Annotated in this window: 15 protein-coding genes and 5 pseudogenes; 3 read left to right on the top strand and 17 right to left on the bottom strand. The window is 51.4% G+C overall.

Features of this window, described 5'->3' with window-relative positions:
* Nucleotides 1-289 precede the first annotated feature (289 nt).
* Nucleotides 290-1,629, top strand: a pseudogene (gene ygjG / locus JZM30_RS13840) (putrescine aminotransferase).
* A gap of 133 nt (nucleotides 1,630-1,762) precedes the next feature.
* Here ygjG and JZM30_RS13845 read toward each other — a convergent pair.
* Entirely contained in the window at nucleotides 1,763-2,074 is a 312-nt protein-coding gene (locus tag JZM30_RS13845) for an ArsR/SmtB family transcription factor (protein WP_252319424.1), read from the bottom strand.
* A 12-nt stretch (nucleotides 2,075-2,086) separates the two neighbouring features.
* A complete protein-coding gene (locus JZM30_RS13850) occupies nucleotides 2,087-3,103 on the bottom strand; it encodes an NEL-type E3 ubiquitin ligase domain-containing protein (RefSeq protein ID WP_252319426.1) in 1,017 nt (338 codons plus the stop codon).
* 723 nt (nucleotides 3,104-3,826) lie between these two features.
* On the opposite strand from JZM30_RS13850, the pseudogene fusA reads away from it, so the two are divergent.
* Both fusA and mltB read left to right on the top strand, forming a co-directional pair.
* A pseudogene (gene fusA / locus JZM30_RS13855) lies at nucleotides 3,827-5,930 on the top strand (elongation factor G).
* 333 nt (nucleotides 5,931-6,263) lie between these two features.
* Nucleotides 6,264-7,337: pseudogene (gene mltB, locus JZM30_RS13860) on the top strand (lytic murein transglycosylase B); the annotation flags it as partial.
* A gap of 25 nt (nucleotides 7,338-7,362) precedes the next feature.
* On the opposite strand, the gene JZM30_RS23965 reads toward mltB, so the two are convergent.
* From JZM30_RS23965 to JZM30_RS13920, 15 genes and pseudogenes are all read right to left on the bottom strand, one after another.
* Complete coding sequence (locus JZM30_RS23965; RefSeq protein WP_308167161.1) at nucleotides 7,363-7,833, bottom strand: family 1 glycosylhydrolase; 471 nt, start codon at nucleotides 7,831-7,833, stop codon at nucleotides 7,363-7,365.
* 66 nt (nucleotides 7,834-7,899) lie between these two features.
* The gene (locus JZM30_RS23970) at nucleotides 7,900-8,112 is read right to left on the bottom strand and encodes a family 1 glycosylhydrolase (RefSeq protein ID WP_367115828.1); all 213 of its coding nucleotides are present in this window, start codon (nucleotides 8,110-8,112) and stop codon (nucleotides 7,900-7,902) included.
* Between the two features lie 40 nt (nucleotides 8,113-8,152).
* Nucleotides 8,153-8,503, bottom strand: coding sequence for a family 1 glycosylhydrolase (locus JZM30_RS23975; RefSeq protein WP_308167162.1), 351 nt, complete (start codon nucleotides 8,501-8,503; stop codon nucleotides 8,153-8,155).
* Between the two features lie 16 nt (nucleotides 8,504-8,519).
* Nucleotides 8,520-8,591 (bottom strand): annotated as a pseudogene (locus JZM30_RS23980) (hypothetical protein); the annotation flags it as partial.
* Between the two features lie 31 nt (nucleotides 8,592-8,622).
* Nucleotides 8,623-9,024 carry an FGGY-family carbohydrate kinase gene (locus JZM30_RS13870; RefSeq protein ID WP_252319427.1) on the bottom strand — a complete coding sequence of 134 codons (402 nt, stop codon included), beginning with the start codon at nucleotides 9,022-9,024 and terminating at the stop codon, nucleotides 8,623-8,625.
* The gene (locus JZM30_RS13875; protein ID WP_252319428.1) at nucleotides 8,957-9,481 is read right to left on the bottom strand and encodes an acetate and sugar kinases/Hsc70/actin family protein; all 525 of its coding nucleotides are present in this window, start codon (nucleotides 9,479-9,481) and stop codon (nucleotides 8,957-8,959) included. Before JZM30_RS13875 ends, JZM30_RS13870 begins: the two co-directional genes overlap by 68 nt.
* 46 nt (nucleotides 9,482-9,527) lie before the next feature.
* Nucleotides 9,528-10,094, bottom strand: a pseudogene (locus JZM30_RS13880) (FGGY family carbohydrate kinase).
* Nucleotides 10,095-10,129: 35 nt separating this feature from the next.
* The gene (locus JZM30_RS13885; protein ID WP_252319429.1) at nucleotides 10,130-11,392 is read right to left on the bottom strand and encodes a PTS sugar transporter subunit IIC; all 1,263 of its coding nucleotides are present in this window, start codon (nucleotides 11,390-11,392) and stop codon (nucleotides 10,130-10,132) included.
* A 106-nt stretch (nucleotides 11,393-11,498) separates the two neighbouring features.
* Nucleotides 11,499-12,050: a PRD domain-containing protein gene (locus tag JZM30_RS13890; protein ID WP_252319430.1), complete on the bottom strand. Its 552-nt coding sequence runs from the start codon at nucleotides 12,048-12,050 to the stop codon at nucleotides 11,499-11,501.
* Nucleotides 12,051-12,141: 91 nt separating this feature from the next.
* Nucleotides 12,142-12,885, bottom strand: coding sequence for a PRD domain-containing protein (locus JZM30_RS13895; RefSeq protein WP_252319431.1), 744 nt, complete (start codon nucleotides 12,883-12,885; stop codon nucleotides 12,142-12,144).
* Nucleotides 12,886-13,018: 133 nt separating this feature from the next.
* The gene (locus tag JZM30_RS13900) at nucleotides 13,019-13,363 is read right to left on the bottom strand and encodes a hypothetical protein (protein ID WP_252319433.1); all 345 of its coding nucleotides are present in this window, start codon (nucleotides 13,361-13,363) and stop codon (nucleotides 13,019-13,021) included.
* 10 nt (nucleotides 13,364-13,373) lie between these two features.
* Nucleotides 13,374-14,594 carry an ISL3 family transposase gene (locus JZM30_RS13905; RefSeq protein ID WP_252317421.1) on the bottom strand — a complete coding sequence of 407 codons (1,221 nt, stop codon included), beginning with the start codon at nucleotides 14,592-14,594 and terminating at the stop codon, nucleotides 13,374-13,376.
* Between the two features lie 33 nt (nucleotides 14,595-14,627).
* Nucleotides 14,628-15,539 (bottom strand): sigma 54-interacting transcriptional regulator, encoded by a 912-nt coding sequence (locus tag JZM30_RS13910; RefSeq protein ID WP_252319435.1) that lies wholly within the window; start codon nucleotides 15,537-15,539, stop codon nucleotides 14,628-14,630.
* A 134-nt stretch (nucleotides 15,540-15,673) separates the two neighbouring features.
* Complete coding sequence (locus JZM30_RS13915) at nucleotides 15,674-15,967, bottom strand: PTS sugar transporter subunit IIB (protein WP_252319437.1); 294 nt, start codon at nucleotides 15,965-15,967, stop codon at nucleotides 15,674-15,676.
* 15 nt (nucleotides 15,968-15,982) lie between these two features.
* Entirely contained in the window at nucleotides 15,983-16,354 is a 372-nt protein-coding gene (locus JZM30_RS13920; RefSeq protein WP_252319678.1) for a PTS lactose/cellobiose transporter subunit IIA, read from the bottom strand.
* Nucleotides 16,355-16,668 lie beyond the last annotated feature (314 nt).

Genomic DNA, 16,668 nt, shown 5'->3' on the forward strand with positions numbered 1-16,668 from the left:
GATGCACTGACGCCAGCGCTTTTTATGACGTTATTCAGATGCTCCATTATGGGGCGATATGCGCGATAATGGGGAAATCATATTGTTTTTCAATATATTTACTCTCATTAGTATTTTCGATGCGGTAGTTAATTCCGATAAGCATGCATAATCCCACTGCTTTATTCTTGTCGACCTTCCAATGTGAAAATTTTGTTTCAAAGTGCGCCTTTTGACAGACAATTGGCGTGTTCTGTGCATTAATTAAATTGATATCACGTGATATCCGTTGCGAAGGAAGGAGCACAGTTTGTCCAGACTACGCACTACACTCACCCCGTTAGAGTGTTCTCAACGGGCACTACTGTGGGTTCATAAAGAGACCCTCACGCAAGAAGAAACCATCGCATTAAATCAGGAAGTGCTGAGTAACTTCCGCTATTACGTCAATCCGGGTTTTCTGAGCTACAGAAAATCTGTCACCTCAGGAGGGGACTTTGGCGCCGTAGAGTGGCGCGCCAGCGGTCCGAATACGCTTGTTGATACGCAAGGAAAGGAGTATCTCGATTGTCTGGGAGGGTATGGCATTTTCAACGTTGGCCATCGCAACTCGACGGTGCTGGCGGCGGTAGAGAGTCAGTTGGCCAAGCAACCGTTACACAGTCAGGAATTGCTCGATCCGATGCGTGCCATGTTGGCGAAAACGTTGGCGGCGCTTACGCCGGGCAGTTTGCAGTACAGCTTTTTCAGCAACAGCGGCACCGAAGCGGTGGAAGCAACGCTGAAATTGGCTAAAGCCTATCAGGCGCCGCGCGGACGCTTCACCTTTATCGCAACCAACGGCGCGTTTCACGGCAAGTCGTTAGGGGCATTATCTGCAACGGCCAAACAGGCGTTTCGGCAACCGTTTATGCCGCTGTTACCTGGTTTTCATCATGTGCCTTTTGGTGACATTGAGGCTATGAAACAGCAGGTAGCTTTGTGTGAAAAACGCGGCGATGGCATTGCGGCGATCGTTCTGGAACCGATTCAAGGGGAAGGCGGCGTTATTGTTCCTCCGGCACACTACCTGCCAGCGGTTCGTGCGTTGTGCGATGAAATTGGTGCGCTGCTGATTCTGGATGAAGTGCAAACCGGAATGGGGCGTACGGGTAAAGTGTTTGCCTGTGAGCACTATGGCGTGCAGTCGGATATCCTCTGTTTGGCGAAAGCGCTGGGGGCGGTGTGATGCCCATCGGTGCGACTGTGGCGACAGAAGCGGTCTTTTCGGTGTTGTTCGATAACCCGTTCCTGCATACCACGACGTTTGGTGGTAATCCGTTGGCCTGTACCGCGGCGTTGGCAACCATCAACGTCCTGATCACGCAGAATCTGGCGGACAGGGCCGCGCAACAAGGGGCGTTTTTACTGGATGGATTACGGCGGTTAGCCACCGAATGTCCAGAACTGATTGTCGAGGCGCGCGGTTTAGGCTTGCTGCAAGCGATCGAATTCAGAGAAAACGAAATTGGCTATGTCTTCGCCAGTGAGCTGTTTAAATGCGGCATTCTGGTGGCGGGTACGCTAAATAATGCCAAATCGGTTCGCATCGAACCGCCGTTAACCATTACCCACAACCAGTGCGCACAGGTGTTATTGCAAGCCGGTTAGGTATTGAAAAAACTGCGGGGTGCACAACCGAATGACATTCAACTTAAGGAATACGCTGTAGGGTGAAACGCTACCTTGATACGCTGAGTAAAACTCATGCACGAAAGCCGGTCTGCAACCAGACCGGCTTTTTTTATGCGTCGAGCTGCTCCAGTGCGGCCAACAACGTGTCTAACAGGCCGGGAAAACGTGCATCCAGATCTTCACGTCGCAGAGAGAGGATATTTTCACGTCCGTTAGGGCGCTGCCAGATTACACCACTGTCGCGCAAGACTCGCCAATGGTGCGACATCGTGGATTTTGCCGCGCCTTGCGAAAGTGCTCCGCAGGATTGTTCCCCCTGCTGGGCTAAAATACGTACTACTTCCAGCCGTACTGGATTACCCAAAGCCAGCAAAACGTTCTCTAATCGAATCTGCTCGGGGTCGGGATGGTGAGCGATCATAGAACTCCGTATTCATGTATCAACGGTGCCGCCTGGCTGCCGTAACTGTTCGTCGGCGATCACTATAACGGGTACGTTTGATGATGTCATCCTGGCGTGTGTTTTACACCGTGCTGTATTTATCCTTTGTCCAGAATTCATTCTCAATTGAGCTATTGAGCTGATGTTGAGAAAAAAATCAGCAATCAGAGCCCAGTCAATATCAAGCTGGATTTTGTTTAATACTATTTTTCCCGCATTTATTTCAGCATCAGGGATATTTTTTAATAGGTTCTTTCGCAATAAATCATCAATGTGCTTTTGGTATTCAAATTCCAGCATGTAGTATCTTCGCTCTTGAGCAGCATGTATTTTTTCTGGCGCAAGCCGTTCAATTAACGCATGTAATGGTTCCCATTGTGCGAGCCAGGAAGCAAAATGAATATTTTCATTTCGTTTAATGGTTTTCTCCGCAGTATTTAGATCATAGGATGAAATCTTTGAGCAAATAAAACTGTGCATATTTGGTGCGAAGTGTTGCAGGTCTAGCGCGCTATGCAATCTGGTTTGGAAACCGAGGTAAACCTCAATTTCATCGGTGTTAGGGTGTCGCTTCATATGTTGATTGGCAATCATATTTAATTGTCTGGTGCGGTAAACGCATCTGGCAACGGCAATCAACGCATCTAATTGGGTGTCATATTTACCCTTGTCAATGTCATCAACAATCATCACTTGCTGCATCTGGTTGTAAGTGAACAGGGTTTTGTCGTTGCAACTGGAGGTTCCGTCAGAGGCGATAGCAAACACGGTTTCTGCCACCGAAGGGGATAATACAATATTGTCCAGAAACGTACTGATATGCTGTTTAAATTCAGAAGAGTGAATAACGACATCACAGGCTCTGAGTTTGCTCAAAAATTGGGAAAATGATGTACTGTTTCTGTTTTTAGCAAGCGTCTCCCAGTGTGCCAATTTCGTTATGTTTGGTTGTGATACCAGCGGTTTACTGGTTAAATCTTCTGGCGTATACCAATAGGAGATCTCCATGAGCAAACCTTTACTCTCTGTGGAGGTGATTATATTTACATCTGATGGAAAGTAATTTAACTGTGGCTGGAAAAGTATTCTAATTATATCAGCGGTGGAGTTTTCTGCATTTCTAGAAGGGGGGGATTGATTGGTATTTCACTGCCGAACTCTGATAGGTTGCCCGTATATATGGAATTATACTGTAGTTGAAGATATTCATTTTGTGCACGATTGACTCTCGTTAAAAAAATTCCGGCGCTGATTGGATTTCTATTACTCCATCTGGAATCTGATGTGAACGTGAGATGATCTGCTAATTCATTAATATTAAAGAATGGCATGGTGATATCCTATCGGTTAAAAAATTAATATCTGTTTTTTTGATAATAATGTCTTGCATATTCCACTTTAGTTTTTTAGCATAAATAAAAATTATTATTAATACTTTTGTTTATATTATGGTTTTTATAAAAAGCGTTTCGAGTTAGGCGCGTTTTTTGTAACCAAAACCCATCACTGATTGCAGGTAGTGTTGACGAGGCGTAGGCTGAAAGTCGCTATCACTCACTGTCCATCAACGTGCGAAGGAGTGCGGTGGGGCAATTTGTTGAATGACATTTTCAAAAAAATTGTTCGAATACACTCGAACAATTGTACTATAATCATCGCCGTTATCAATCCGGGTTCTCCCTGCGACAGTTCACTGCCACGTCCGAACCCCTTCGTTATTAAGGACATATCATGGCTCGTACAACGTCTATTGACCGTTACCGCAACATTGGCATCTCTGCGCACATCGACTCAGGGAAAACCACCACCACGGAGCGCATCCTGTTTTACACCGGGATGAGCTATAAGCTGGGTGAAGTGCATGACGGTGCAGCCACGACTGACTGGATGGCGCAGAAGCAGGAACGCGGTATCACTATTACCTCTGCGGCAGTGACTTGTTTTTGGCAGGGGATGGACAACCGTTTTCCTCAGCACCGCATCAACATTATCGACACCCCGGGGCACGTGGATTTCACTATCGAGGTAGAACGCTCGATGCGCGTGCTCGATGGTGCGGTGATGGTGTATGACGCTGTAGGTGGCGTTCAGCCGCAATCGGAAACCGTCTGGCGTCAGGCTAATAAATACCGGGTTCCGCGTCTGGCTTTCGTGAATAAAATGGATCGCGCCGGTGCCGATTTTTTCCGCGTGCGTCAGATGATGGTTGAGCGCCTGAAAGCCAATCCCGTGCCGATCGTCGTGCCCATCGGTAGCGAAGAGCATTTCAGCGGCGTGGTGGATTTGGTGAAGATGCGTGCCATTTTTTGGGATGATGCCACTCAGGGGATGACCTTTAGCTACCAATCTATCCCGGCCGAGGTCATGGAAACGGCGCAGGTATGGCGTGAGCAGATGGTGTCTGCGGCGGCGGAAGCCCCCGAGGCGTTGATGGATCGCTATCTTGAGCGGGGCGATCTGAGCGAGGCGGAGATCGTAGAGGGCTTGCGTCTGCGCACCATTGCCGGTGAGATTTAGCCCATGCTGTGTGGCAGTGCGTTCAAAAATAAAGGGGTGCAGCGTCTGCTGGATGCCATCGTGGAACTGATGCCTTCACCGCTGGATATCCCGGCGGTACAGGGTGTCTATGAGCAGGGCGCGTCAGCAGAACGCCACGCCGATGACCAAGAAGCGTTCTCGGCGTTGGCATTCAAACTGATGAGTGACCCGTATGTCGGTCAATTGACGTTCGTGCGCGTTTATTCGGGTGTGCTGAGCAAAGGCGATAGCGTCTATAACCCGGTGAAGGGAAAACGGGAACGTATTGGTCGTATCGTGCAAATGCATGCCAATACGCGCCACTAAGTGGATGAGATTCGCGCTGGAGATATCGCCGCTTGTGTCGGGCTTAAGGATGTCACAACCGGTGATACCTTGTCCGATCCCGATGCGGTCATCACTCTGGAACGAATAGTCTTTCCAGAACCGGTGATCGCGTTGGCGATTGAACCCAAAACCAAAGGCGATCAGGAAAAGATGGCGCTTGCCTTACAACGATTGGCGGCGGAAGACCCGTCGTTACGCCTGAAAACGGACGAAGAGTCAGGTCAGACCCTGATTGCTGGCATGGGGGAACTGCATCTGGAGATTATCGTCGATCGTATGCGGCGTGAATTTGGCGTGGAAGCGAACGTCAGTCGACCGCAGGTGACGTATCGCGAAACGATACGACAGACGGTAACGGACGTAGAAGGTAAGTTTGTGCGCCAATCCGGCGGTAAAGGACAGTATGGTCATGTTGTGCTGTCACTTGAACCGCTGGCCGCGGGTGCCGGGTTCAGCTTCGTGGATGCGACCAAAGGTGGTGTGGTGCCGCGTGAGTATATCCCCTCCGTGGAAAAAGGGGTGCGGGAAGCCATGAACAACGGCGTGTTGGCGGGCTATCCGCTGGTGGATGTGAAAGTCACGCTGACGTTTGGTTCCTATCATGAAGTGGACTCGTCAGAAATGGCGTTTCGCATGGCGGCGATCTTCGGCTTCAAAGAGGGGGGTAAAACGCGCGCATCCGGTGATTTTGGAACCGATGATGCAGGTTGAAGTCGAAACACCAGAACCCTACGCCGGAAACGTGATGGGCGATTTAGCTTCACGACGTGGCATGGTGCAAGGCATGGAAGAACGACTGGGTGACCGGGTAATTCGCGCAGAGGTGCCGTTGTCAGAGATGTTCGGCTATGCCACCACGCTGCGTTCCATGACGCAAGGACGAGCTACTTTTACCATGGAGTTCAAGCATTACGCTGAAGCACCGCGCAACGTGATGGAGGCGATTATTACGTCGCGCGCCAAAGCCTAGTGTTCCATAGCATGTTAGTGAAAAACCCCGGCAAATGTTGCCGGGGTTTTATGTTGCTGACAAATTTGCCTAAAACGGCGATCCCATTCGTCATTCCTGCCCATTTCCGTCATTCCCGCGAAGGCGGGAATCTCGCGCAGAAGAGACGCGTTTATTCATGCAGAGGTCCCCGGCTTTCGCCGAGGATTACCATGAATAAAGCGGCTTTATCATCAGTCTGAGACCACGACAGACATAGCACCGCGCTGTTTCATTTCGATATTTCTGTTTTTTCATACCGAGCTTTGGTTTACCATAGATGTATCCTATCATTTGGCGTTAAATGGCTTTCTGATGCGTTATTTGGCTGTTGTGTTACCCATGCTGCTGGCTGCCTGTAGCAGCCATACCCCTGCACCCTCGGCGGCTGATCCTGCCACCCAACCGCCGGTATCCGGTGGCTTTTTGTTGCAACCTGAGCATACCGGACCACTGCAACAAGGCGATTTTGCATTCAACAAAGAAACTGACCGTTTTGTTGCCCGCATGGTGCAAGAGCACGGGTTCGATCGCCAGCAATTGCACGATGTTCTGATACAGGCCAAAAAGCTCGATTGGGTGATCCGTTTGATGGATCAGCAAGCGCCGGTCTCTGCCGGTGGACCTCCAACCCCAAACGGTGCCTGGGTGCGCTATCGCAGCAAATTCATTACGCCGGATAACGTACAAAATGGGGTGATGTTCTGGAATCAGTACAGCGATGCCTTACAACGCGCCTGGCAAACCTATGGCGTGCCGCCCGAGATCATCGTCGGCATTATTGGCGTGGAAACCCGCTGGGGACGAGTGATGGGAAAAACCCGCATTATCGACGCTTTAGCCACGCTGGCATTTGCCTATTCGCGCCGTGCCGACTATTTTGCGGGTGAGCTGGAAACCTTCCTGCTGATGGCGCGTAAAGAGGGGGACGATCCGCTTTCGCTCAAAGGCTCCTATGCGGGTGCCATGGGTTACGGTCAGTTTATGCCATCGTCATTTAAGCAGTATGCCGTCGATTTTAACGGTGACGGACATATCAACTTGTGGGATCCGGTTGATGCTATCGGCAGTGTGGCCAACTACTTCAAGGCACACGGCTGGACCGCCGGTGCCGAGGTGGCGATCCCGACACAAGGGCAGGTACCCAACACCTGGGACAGTGGTTTCAAAATGCGTTATCCGGTGGCGACGCTAACGGCGGCCGGATTGCGTACTGCCCAACCGCTGATTGGGTATACTGAGGTCAGTTTGCTGCGTTTGGATATGGGTAACCAATTCCAATACTGGTTCGACTTGCCGAATTTCTACACAATCACCAGCTACAACCACAGCGTCCACTATGCCATGGCCGTGTGGCAACTGGGGCTGGCCTGCCGACCAGTGGGACGCAACCCAGCCTTCGCTGGGAATAACCTCACTCAGGGGCGTTGCCGTTATTGCGGATCAACGCCTGATACCAGTAGAATCTGTCCTTCTTGATACGCGTTAACGGGGTGGGATCGAACTCACCCCGATTGATATAGACAAACCCATAGCGCTTCTTGAAACCATCGCTCGAACTGAGCACATCAATAAAGGTCCAGGGGTTATAGGAAAGAACCTGCGCGCCGTCCTGAATGGCGAGACGCATCTGCTCGATATGATCGCGAATATAGGCAATGCGATAGTCGTCGTGCACCTGACCGTCTGCTGTGAGTTCATCACGTGTACCCAACCCATTCTCTGTCACCATCAGCGGTAGTCGATAGCGTTCGTGCAGTTCACGGAAGGCCAAACGAAAGCCGATCGGGTCGATCTGCCAGCCATATTCTGTCGCCTTCAGGTAGGGGTTCTTTTCGCGCTGATAGTAACCGGGATAGTCGCCATAGCAATGTACGTGCAGCATGGCGTGGTTGCGCAGATCGTGGTTCTGACGCGCGGCTAAAACATCTTCAGGGCGCGGTGATGCCGGTTAGATAGGCACATAGGAGACCGCCGGACCAATCTTCGCCTGTGGCAGCAGTTCATGACAGGCTTCAATCGCCTTGGCGGTCGCCAGAAACATGTGGTGGTTCATCTGATAGCGACGGCGATCGGCCTCGTTGGCATCCAGACCCTGCAATCCCACGAGTACATTCACGGACAGCATCAGGTTCTGTTCGTTGATGGTCAGCCAGTATTTCACCCGATCGCCAAAGGCGCGAAACAGCGTGCGCGCATATTTCTCAAAATCGGCGATCGATTCGCGCGCCAGACAGCCACCGTATTTTTTTATTCAATCCTTCCGGAAAGTCGAAATGGTACAGGGTGACGATGGGCTCAATGTGGTGGTGGCGTAACTCATCGATCAGTGTCAGATAAAAATCAATCCCTGCCTGATTTGGCTCAGTTTCATCGCCATTGGGGAAGATGCTGGTCCAGGCGATGGAAAAACGGTAGGAACGCAGGCCCAACTCGGCCATCAAGGCGATATCTTCCCGCCAGTGGGTGTAGTGTCCACTGGCGACTTTGGTGTCGGCCTGTAGATGAGATTTCAACAACGCGCTCGTCCGCCGTGGAAAGCTCTTTTCCATCATCCAGATAGCCACCTTCTACCTGAAAAGCTGAGGTGGCTGCGCCCCACAGAAAGTCAGCCGGAAAGTCAGTTTTTATCTTGTTCAGCATACAATCACCTTGGTGTATGAGTAGAAAACGATCATGAATAAATGTGTTCCTGCACGATGCGGCTTTTTACCGTCTGAGCCTGATACAGCGCCACGTTATCGGTCTGCGGTAAGAAGCGCCGCGTGTGTTGATGACGGGCGATCTGTTGATGGGCTTGCGAGTAGCTGCGGTAGTGTTGCAGCGTGACCACGGTAGAGATCCAGACACCCGCTGCCGTGGCGTTATCTTCGAGCGCCACCACCGGACGGTTGTAAATATCCGCCTGGATCTGGTTGAAGGTGTCGAATTGAGAGATGCCACCCGCGGTGTAGATATCGGTTATTTCCCCCACCAGCGGGGTAATGCCTTGGATCTGGTGATGGAGTTCATGGGCAATTCCTTCCAGAATGGCGCGGGCGAAATCCCCCCCTGGTGTGGTGCAAGGCGATGTCATAAAAGAACGCCTTTACCTCTCCGGGCGGTTGATGGATGAGCTTCCCTTTGAAAAAAGGCGACAACACCAGCCCGTATCCCCCGGGCAAGGCGGCGCTGACCTCCTGATTGATGGTGTGGTAGTCACCGTCAGCCTGATAGAACGTACGATTGAACCAGTCGTAAGCGCAGCTGGCGGAGAGCAACGCGCCCTCAATGACGATGTTGGTCGGCAGGGCGGCGTGGTTGTAGGCAAAATGGTTGTCGAGTGGCGCAGTACCCAGTGTAGTGGCCATGCCCATGACATAGGCACAGGTGCCGACATTGACGATCACGCGGTCAGAGGCGAACTGCCCTATGCCCAACGCGCAGCATTGCTGATCGCCACCGGCGGTGATCACGGGAATCCCCGCAGACCGACCGACCTGTGCGGCAATGGAGGGGAGCAACGCCCCCACCACGCTGCCGGAAGGGAGCAAGGTGCAGAGCTTGTCCTCATCGAGTTAGAACAGCGCTAATAAGCTGTCATCCCACATGCCGGGTGCGTAGGTTGAACAGGTTGGTACGTGACGCTAGCGAATAGTCGGTACAAAAACGGCCAGTCAGCGTATGCAACAGGAAATCATGAATGCCGACCAGCTTTGCGGCGCGTTAATACAGCGCCGTTTGGTTTTGCTTCAGCCATCCCATTTTTGCAGCGGAAAACACCGGTGAGATCGGTAGGCCGCAGCGTTGATGCACCTGGGCGGTGGCACCAGCCAGACTGTCACACAGTGCCTGAGTGTGCGTGTCTTGCCACATCAGCGTGGGTGATAATGGGTTCCCTTGCGCATCGACAGCAATAATCGACGAACGCTGTGACGTCAACGCCAGTGCGTGTAGCGTCAGCCCCTGATCAGAGAGAAACAGCGCCGCTGCGCGCAGCAGCACTGCCAGTGCATCGCGCCAACGTTGCGGATCCTGTTCCACGCGACCGTCATCAAAATAGTGTGGCGCGGTGCTGACAGCGTGCTGAAACGTCGTTGTACCCTGTACATCGAACAGCACCAGCTTCATTTGTGTGGTGCCGGTATCAATCACTGCGATCGTCATCTGTGCGGCCTCCCTTGTTTTAAAACTGTGTCGCCTCAAGCCTGCGTGGCCTGAGTACGCATGGTATTATCCAGCCGTTTGAAAAACGGATAGTAAATCAGCGTGTTGAGCACGATAAGGAACACCTGCAACAGCGCAAACAGCCAACTGCCCTGAATAAAGGCGTTAGCAAACACCGGCATCCCGATCACGTTGAATACGCCAATCATGCGTGGCAGTACGTCGGTCGCTATCAAGAAATAGGCGACGGTGACGTTCAGCGCCGGTGCCAATACGAAAGGAATCGCTAACATTGGGTTAAGTACGATGGGAATACCGAAAATAATCGGCTCGTTGATGCACAGGAACGAGGTTGGCAGCGCCATGTGGCCTAACTTCTTCAGCCCCTCACTTTTGGCTTTAAAAGCCATCAACAGGTTCAGGCCCAACGTGGAACCACTGCCGCCCAGACTGGCCCAGACGCCCCAGAACGCATAGCCGACAATGTGCGGCAGCGGATCGCCGTTTTGGAACGCGGTCAGGTTTTCCAGATCCATCGCCAGATAAAGCGGTTTCCAGATAGTGCCGGTCACCATTGGACCGTGAATGCCAAACAGCCACAGCACATGCGCTACCACGACAAACGTGATCATGCCGCTGTAAGAGCCGGTGATGCCGAGCAAGGGCTGCTGGATGATAAAGTAAATGTAGGCGTGCAGGCTGCCAGCGGCGGTCAGTTTGAATAGGGCCGCAATGGTAGCAAAAATAATGACGTTGATGATGGCGGGGATCAGGCCGTTAAAGGTTTCCGCTACCACCGGAGGAACGTTGTCGCCCATGCGTATGGTGAGATGGCGATCGACGACAAAGGAATAGATTTTATTCACCAGCAGGGCAACCATAATCGCCACAAATAGCCCACCAGCCACGATATATTTAAAGGGCATTACCTCCGCACCATCCACAATCGTCACCGGACTGGCGATCAGAAAGCACATGATGGCAATCGAGCTGACCACCATTTCATTATGGCCCAGCGAGCCTGCCAATTTATAAGAAATAAAGAAGCACACGTAAATCGACATTATTTTTAACGTCACGCTGGCGGGTAATGCAATCGCCTGCTGTAATCCGTAAGATTTAATAAAAGCCAAATAACTGTCAATTGGTAGATTTGCCAATAACGTGGAAAACGCCCCGATAATAAATACCGGAAGTGCAGCGGTAAAACCGTTGGAAATTGACATCAAATATTTGTTGCTTTGCATGTGCGAGGCGGCTAATTGCAGCCCGGACATGGCATTTTGTAGGTTAGCCATTTTTCTTTCCCTTATAATTATACGTGCCGGATAGAAAATTTATGGTATAGAACGCTCGGCAAGTGAACTCGCCTGGTCGATGTTTTATATGTTTTCTACACATTTATTATGGATATGCGTTAATAACCTCTTTTGTCGGTTGACTGATGTCCTGCGAAATAAAAAAACGGCAAATGGTACATACTTCGTCTTCACTTATAGCCAGCGAAAATGCCTGTTCAATGGCGATCAACTCGTGACGAATTAGACTAATCATCGCGTCATGCTGCTGAACGTAACGCTCCTTATCGGGAAAATCGGTATGGGTTGGTCCTTCCAGCAAACGATCGAGCAGGCAAGCCAGATGCATGGTCAGACCGATGAGCATATTGGAAGAGAGCGTTATTCCCAATGCCGCAGACACGCGCGCGTTAAACCACTTGATGGCAAGCAGCGCCGTATCCGGTTTCACATGCTGCAAAATCTGTGTCAGCGTTTCGGCTACCCGCAGGTAGGTGGATTCTCGCTCGATCAGCAGATCTAACGCCGTCACGCCGTCGTAGTACAGCACATCGGCCAGATCGAACTGCGTGAGCGTTGTGGCGATGGGAAACGGGCTGACCAGCGTATAGCGTATAGCGTTGGTCCAGTGCGACCAGTTCCTGATTGAGCTGCGCATCGTTATCAAAACGCTGCGAGAGCACGGCGACGCGCTGCATACGACTCGACAGCGCCTGTGACAGGCGGTTTTCCAGTACTTTTGCCGTGCCTTATCCCGTGGTGCAGATCATGACAATGGCCAGTTTCTTCTCGGCAGTCGCTGGCACGCGGGCGGGTGCTGGTTCACGATCGCGTGGCACTTCCTTTTCGAGTAACTGATTGACCATCAGCACGTTGTGGCACACCTCCTGTAAGGGCAGGCCGTTCATGGCACTCTGGATCGCTTCGACAATGTGCATGGTACTGATTAACTGTATGGTTCGCGTTGCCACGTCGCAGTGCTGTGCCAGGGCGGCACCAAAGGTGGTCAGTGACCCCATATCAACCAGCAGCACTTCAGATACGCCTTCGCTGGCCTGAATGTGGCGAATGATGCGCTCCAGCACCAACTGCGCCTTTTCGTAGAGTGGAACGTTAAAACCCACCGCATAATTGACCCCGAGCAGTTCGTTGGCGGTGGCAACCAGCGCGCTGGCGGTGTCCATCCCGTGCGCCACGACGATCACCTTGACATCGGTCTGCCGTTGCTCCAGATCCCGCTCGCTGTAGACAAAGAACATGGCGATAAATCCCGCTTCATCGATGGACAGCGTGATTTCCATCACCCGTTCTATCATGCGCAGGCAATCCAACGCCGCATTGAAAGCATCCGGGTGACCAGTGCGAATACGGTTCAACTGCGGATGGACAATACTTTTGTTGCGACGCACGCGATCGAGTGCGTTTTCAATATGGGTTGCCAAACCGTAATAGACCTTAATTGTCCAGCGTGCGCTGCAATTTCCCTTCGGCATAGCGGATGATCTCTTCGGTTAAACGCAGCACCGCAGGGGTGACCAAATTCTCCAGACGGCGTGTGTCATATTTGCCATGATAACGGCTGAGCCTGGTTTGGAAGTAGTCTGCGATATCTTTCTCAATCTCCTCTTACAGAGTATTGCCTTCAATTCCCTGGCTGCGCAGTTCCGACATGCGCAGATTAAGCATGTCGTAAATGTCATTGAGCGCATCGTCTTCAAACAGCGGCGTATTGCTGGTGCCAGAGAAAGTAACGCTCTTCTTGCTGATGCCGATAATTGTGTTCCAGATCTGACGATGCTCAAGATGGGTATACAGCGCCTGACTGACGTGGTTCGGCAGCGTTCGACTGTTGATGGCGAAACTGGTTTTTTTGCCGGTCATGTATTCCGCATACGCGCCCGCGCAGGCGAAGCGAATATCTGCTTTGAGCTGACCAATGTTGTTCGGGCAGTCAGGGTCTTCCCCTATCATGGTGGGAGACTCATAACCCCATGTTTAACCTGCCGTAATGGAACATCACTGCCACCTTAAAGCGTTCTTTGTTCCGGTATCCTCTGGACTTGATCCGCAGCAGCCTTATCTTGCTGTTTAGTGACTCTGCATTACCGTTTGATACCCTGTGTTTCATGGCATTCAGGATCCCGTACAGTCGTTTACGTAACGTCCGGGCGGCGCTGCTTAGTAGCGGGACACCAACGTCTTTTGCCATCCCTATCCATTCCAGCCACAGACGCCTGCTGTGTTCGTCATACCGGCGGTTCCAGAGTTCCCGGGCCAGCGCCTTCATTGCCCAGCAACGGCTGGTATCAGGCAGAACCATCTGCGCTGCTTCCAGTCTTTCTGCTATTCGACCATGACGTTTATGGCGACCGTACAACCACAGATAACGGGAACGATGTGCACTTTTTCGTGCCGGTAACGGGATGGTTTTCATCTCCAACTGTCGTGTTTTATCTACGACGGCACAGAGCATTTTCGCTACATGGAAGTGGTCGAACGCGATCTTCTCCACCGCGTTAGGCAGATGGAGCCGCGCTGCGCTTATATAGGATAGATTCATGTCCATCGACAGGGTTTTAATGGATTCAATCTGGCGGTCACCCAGACTCCGGAGATAGCCAGCAAGACTTTCAACTCCGCGATCATCTTTGAGTTCCAATGCCTGTCCTTGGGTATCAGAGATAACGGTGACGTACTGATGCCCCTTTTTGAAAGCGACCTCATCAACACAGAGATGACGTGCGGCCTGAGGTGTTTTTCGACGGGCCAGTCCACGCTTAACCGCCCGTTGCATAATATTATCGACAGCATTCCAGCTCAGCCTCAGCTGTTTCCTGACGGCATCCACGGTGCTGATTTTCAGCCATGAGATAACGAACGACTCGAACAACAGCGTATACCGGCTACCGGGGCCGGCCCATGGAACAGACAGCGTCTGGTAGCCATGCTCCGGGCACATAATACGGGGTACATCAGCTTCGACTATTGTCGCGAACTGACAGGTATCGAGATGGCGCCATTTACGATGTCGGTGATCGTGAATAGGACAAGATTTCCCGCAGGTTGGACAGGTTAACTGAGTGTTTTTCGCAATCTCAACTGTAACGGTAACAGAACCGGCATTTTCATCGAGAGAAAGAGACTTTACCTGCCACGGAATAGACAGGTTGAGGATATGAGCGTAGAGAGACTTTTCGTCCATGGTGGTGACCTCTGGCGATTTAATACGCCATTATCATGCCTTCAGCCACCACAACAAGGGAAGACCCGGGCAGTCATAGCTCAGCAGGGCATTCACGGAGACGCAGATACTCTCCTGTAAATGCGCCGCTTCCTGATTGAAAAAAAACTGGATCAGCGCAAAACGTTCCTGGAAGGTGCGTTTTCTCAGGGCGGGCAGGTGGATAACCATCGGAAAACGTCGGGTAAAGGTGTGCAACAGGCTGGAATCCGGCTCTTCCGTGGTGGCGGAGAAGATGCGTACGCTGGCGGTGCGTTCGACCTGCGTTTCTCCTAAACGGCGGAAAATCCCCTTGTCGATAAAAGTGAAAAAGATTTCCTGTCCTTCTGGCGGCAGACGGCGCACTTCATCCAAAAATAGAACGCCGTGATTCGCCTTCTCCAGCATACCAATCTTATCTTCATCGGCGCCGGTATAGGCCCCTTTTTTACACCCGAACAACTGTGCCAGCAGCAGTTGCGGATTGTTGGCATAGTCGGCGCAGTTAAAAATCACAAACGGTGCCTGCGCCGGCAGCTTACCGATGGCTTTGGCATACTGGTACATCAGCTCAGCAAACAGGGATTTTCCCACGCCGGTTTCGCCCAGAATCAGCATATTCATCCCGTTCGGAGGGTAGAACACCGCCGCCTTGGCTTGCTCTATCGCCGGAAACAGATTGGCGTTGCTGCCGATAAACTGCGCAAATTCGCCTTCACTGTTGCGGGCCAGAGCACCTGGATTAATCGCCTGAAACAGCACGGGCTTGTCTTTGATTTTGACCGCTTTTCCTTCCGCGGCCAGGCTGTTCAGATCGTTGCTGATATTGGCTCTGGCATAGCCAAGCGCCTCCGCCAACTGCGGGGCGGAGATGCCAGATTCGACGCTAAGCGCCTTCAATTTGTCATAGACGATGTCGATCCGCATGCTCTGGTGCTCCTGATCCATTTGCGCAAAATAGGGCTGGTGCAAGGACTACCATTAGCCTGAGAACTATCTGCTGCCAATATACCTAGTGACGCACAACGCGGTGAAAGAATGCGGCAGTAATAACTACAGGTTCACAAATTACGGGCGAATTCGAGTACCTTTCCACCGTTCATCGAGCCGTAATCCACGGCATTGATGACAGCGATTTTTAAATTTGGGTAGCGGCTTTCCATCGTGCCTTCAATAAAACTCACCTGCGGGCCGATCAGTAATACGTCGGTTTTGTCGGCGAAGTTTTTAAAATTACTTTCGGATGTCGCGTTAATTTCCACATCTAGCGCTTGTTTGACGGCATCTTCATGCATTCTTTTCACTAGCATGCCCGTGGAAAAACCGCCCATACAAACCAACGTAATATGCAACATGGCCTACTCCTCGTATCAATAGTGTGCCTGGGTAAGTGAGAGTGCTTGCACCTGTTTGCTTAATTCAGCCATATGCTGGTAGCAAGCCACCTGCTGTCGAGCCAAATCTTTAACCGTAATGGCGTTCATCAAATGATCCTGAGAGTGTACCATCAACAGCGTGACCGGGTGATGTACACCGCGTGCTTCATCTTCTATCAGATTGGTTTGTGCCAGATGAGCGACGCGCAATGCTTCGGTAGCCTGTTCCAACAACTCCTGTGCAGGCCCAAACTCCTGACGTGCCGCGCACTCAATAGCTTTGATGGCATGACTTCTCGCCTGACCTGCATTGACGATGATGTTAATCACCAACTCCTCAAAATCGCTATCCACCTGTTCGTTCATCACTACTGGCTCCTTAAATGATGACAATCACTGCTCTGTTTTTTACTGACAAGGTATAAGCAATAACAATGCAAAAAAATAAATTTATTATTTTCAGTGTATTAACTGCGATATTTGCAAACTGTATCGATCTGTTTAGCCTGCAAGCGAGGCATTGATAAGTGGGGGGGGGGGGAACCGTTAGGTCGAAGAACAGGAAGAAGGTGCTGATAGCGGGTATTGGTGGTGATGTCACGTCGGGTTGACGCTAAATGCGCCAACCCGATAAAAATAACCCAACAAGCGATGAAAAATGCGATCAGCCTTCCGCCAAG

The organism is Candidatus Symbiopectobacterium endolongispinus, from assembly GCF_018777385.1.
GTDB lineage: Bacteria > Pseudomonadota > Gammaproteobacteria > Enterobacterales > Enterobacteriaceae > Symbiopectobacterium > Symbiopectobacterium endolongispinus.

Coding starts and splice junctions, on each gene's coding strand:
- JZM30_RS13900 (WP_252319433.1), bottom strand. CDS start 13,363: ATGATAGGGGAAGACCCTGACTGCCCGAACAACATTGGTCAGCTCAAA.
- JZM30_RS13905 (WP_252317421.1), bottom strand. CDS start 14,594: ATGGACGAAAAGTCTCTCTACGCTCATATCCTCAACCTGTCTATTCCG.
- JZM30_RS13850 (WP_252319426.1), bottom strand. CDS start 3,103: ATGGAGATCTCCTATTGGTATACGCCAGAAGATTTAACCAGTAAACCG.
- JZM30_RS13890 (WP_252319430.1), bottom strand. CDS start 12,050: ATGCGCAGCTCAATCAGGAACTGGTCGCACTGGACCAACGCTATACGC.
- JZM30_RS13870 (WP_252319427.1), bottom strand. CDS start 9,024: ATGACATCGCCTTGCACCACACCAGGGGGGGATTTCGCCCGCGCCATT.
- JZM30_RS13885 (WP_252319429.1), bottom strand. CDS start 11,392: ATGGCTAACCTACAAAATGCCATGTCCGGGCTGCAATTAGCCGCCTCG.
- JZM30_RS13920 (WP_252319678.1), bottom strand. CDS start 16,354: ATGAACGAACAGGTGGATAGCGATTTTGAGGAGTTGGTGATTAACATC.
- JZM30_RS13845 (WP_252319424.1), bottom strand. CDS start 2,074: ATGATCGCTCACCATCCCGACCCCGAGCAGATTCGATTAGAGAACGTT.
- JZM30_RS23965 (WP_308167161.1), bottom strand. CDS start 7,833: ATGCTGCACGTACATTGCTATGGCGACTATCCCGGTTACTATCAGCGC.
- JZM30_RS13895 (WP_252319431.1), bottom strand. CDS start 12,885: ATGCCGAAGGGAAATTGCAGCGCACGCTGGACAATTAAGGTCTATTAC.
- JZM30_RS13910 (WP_252319435.1), bottom strand. CDS start 15,539: ATGCGGATCGACATCGTCTATGACAAATTGAAGGCGCTTAGCGTCGAA.
- JZM30_RS13915 (WP_252319437.1), bottom strand. CDS start 15,967: ATGTTGCATATTACGTTGGTTTGTATGGGCGGTTTTTCCACGGGCATG.
- JZM30_RS23975 (WP_308167162.1), bottom strand. CDS start 8,503: ATGATGGAAAAGAGCTTTCCACGGCGGACGAGCGCGTTGTTGAAATCT.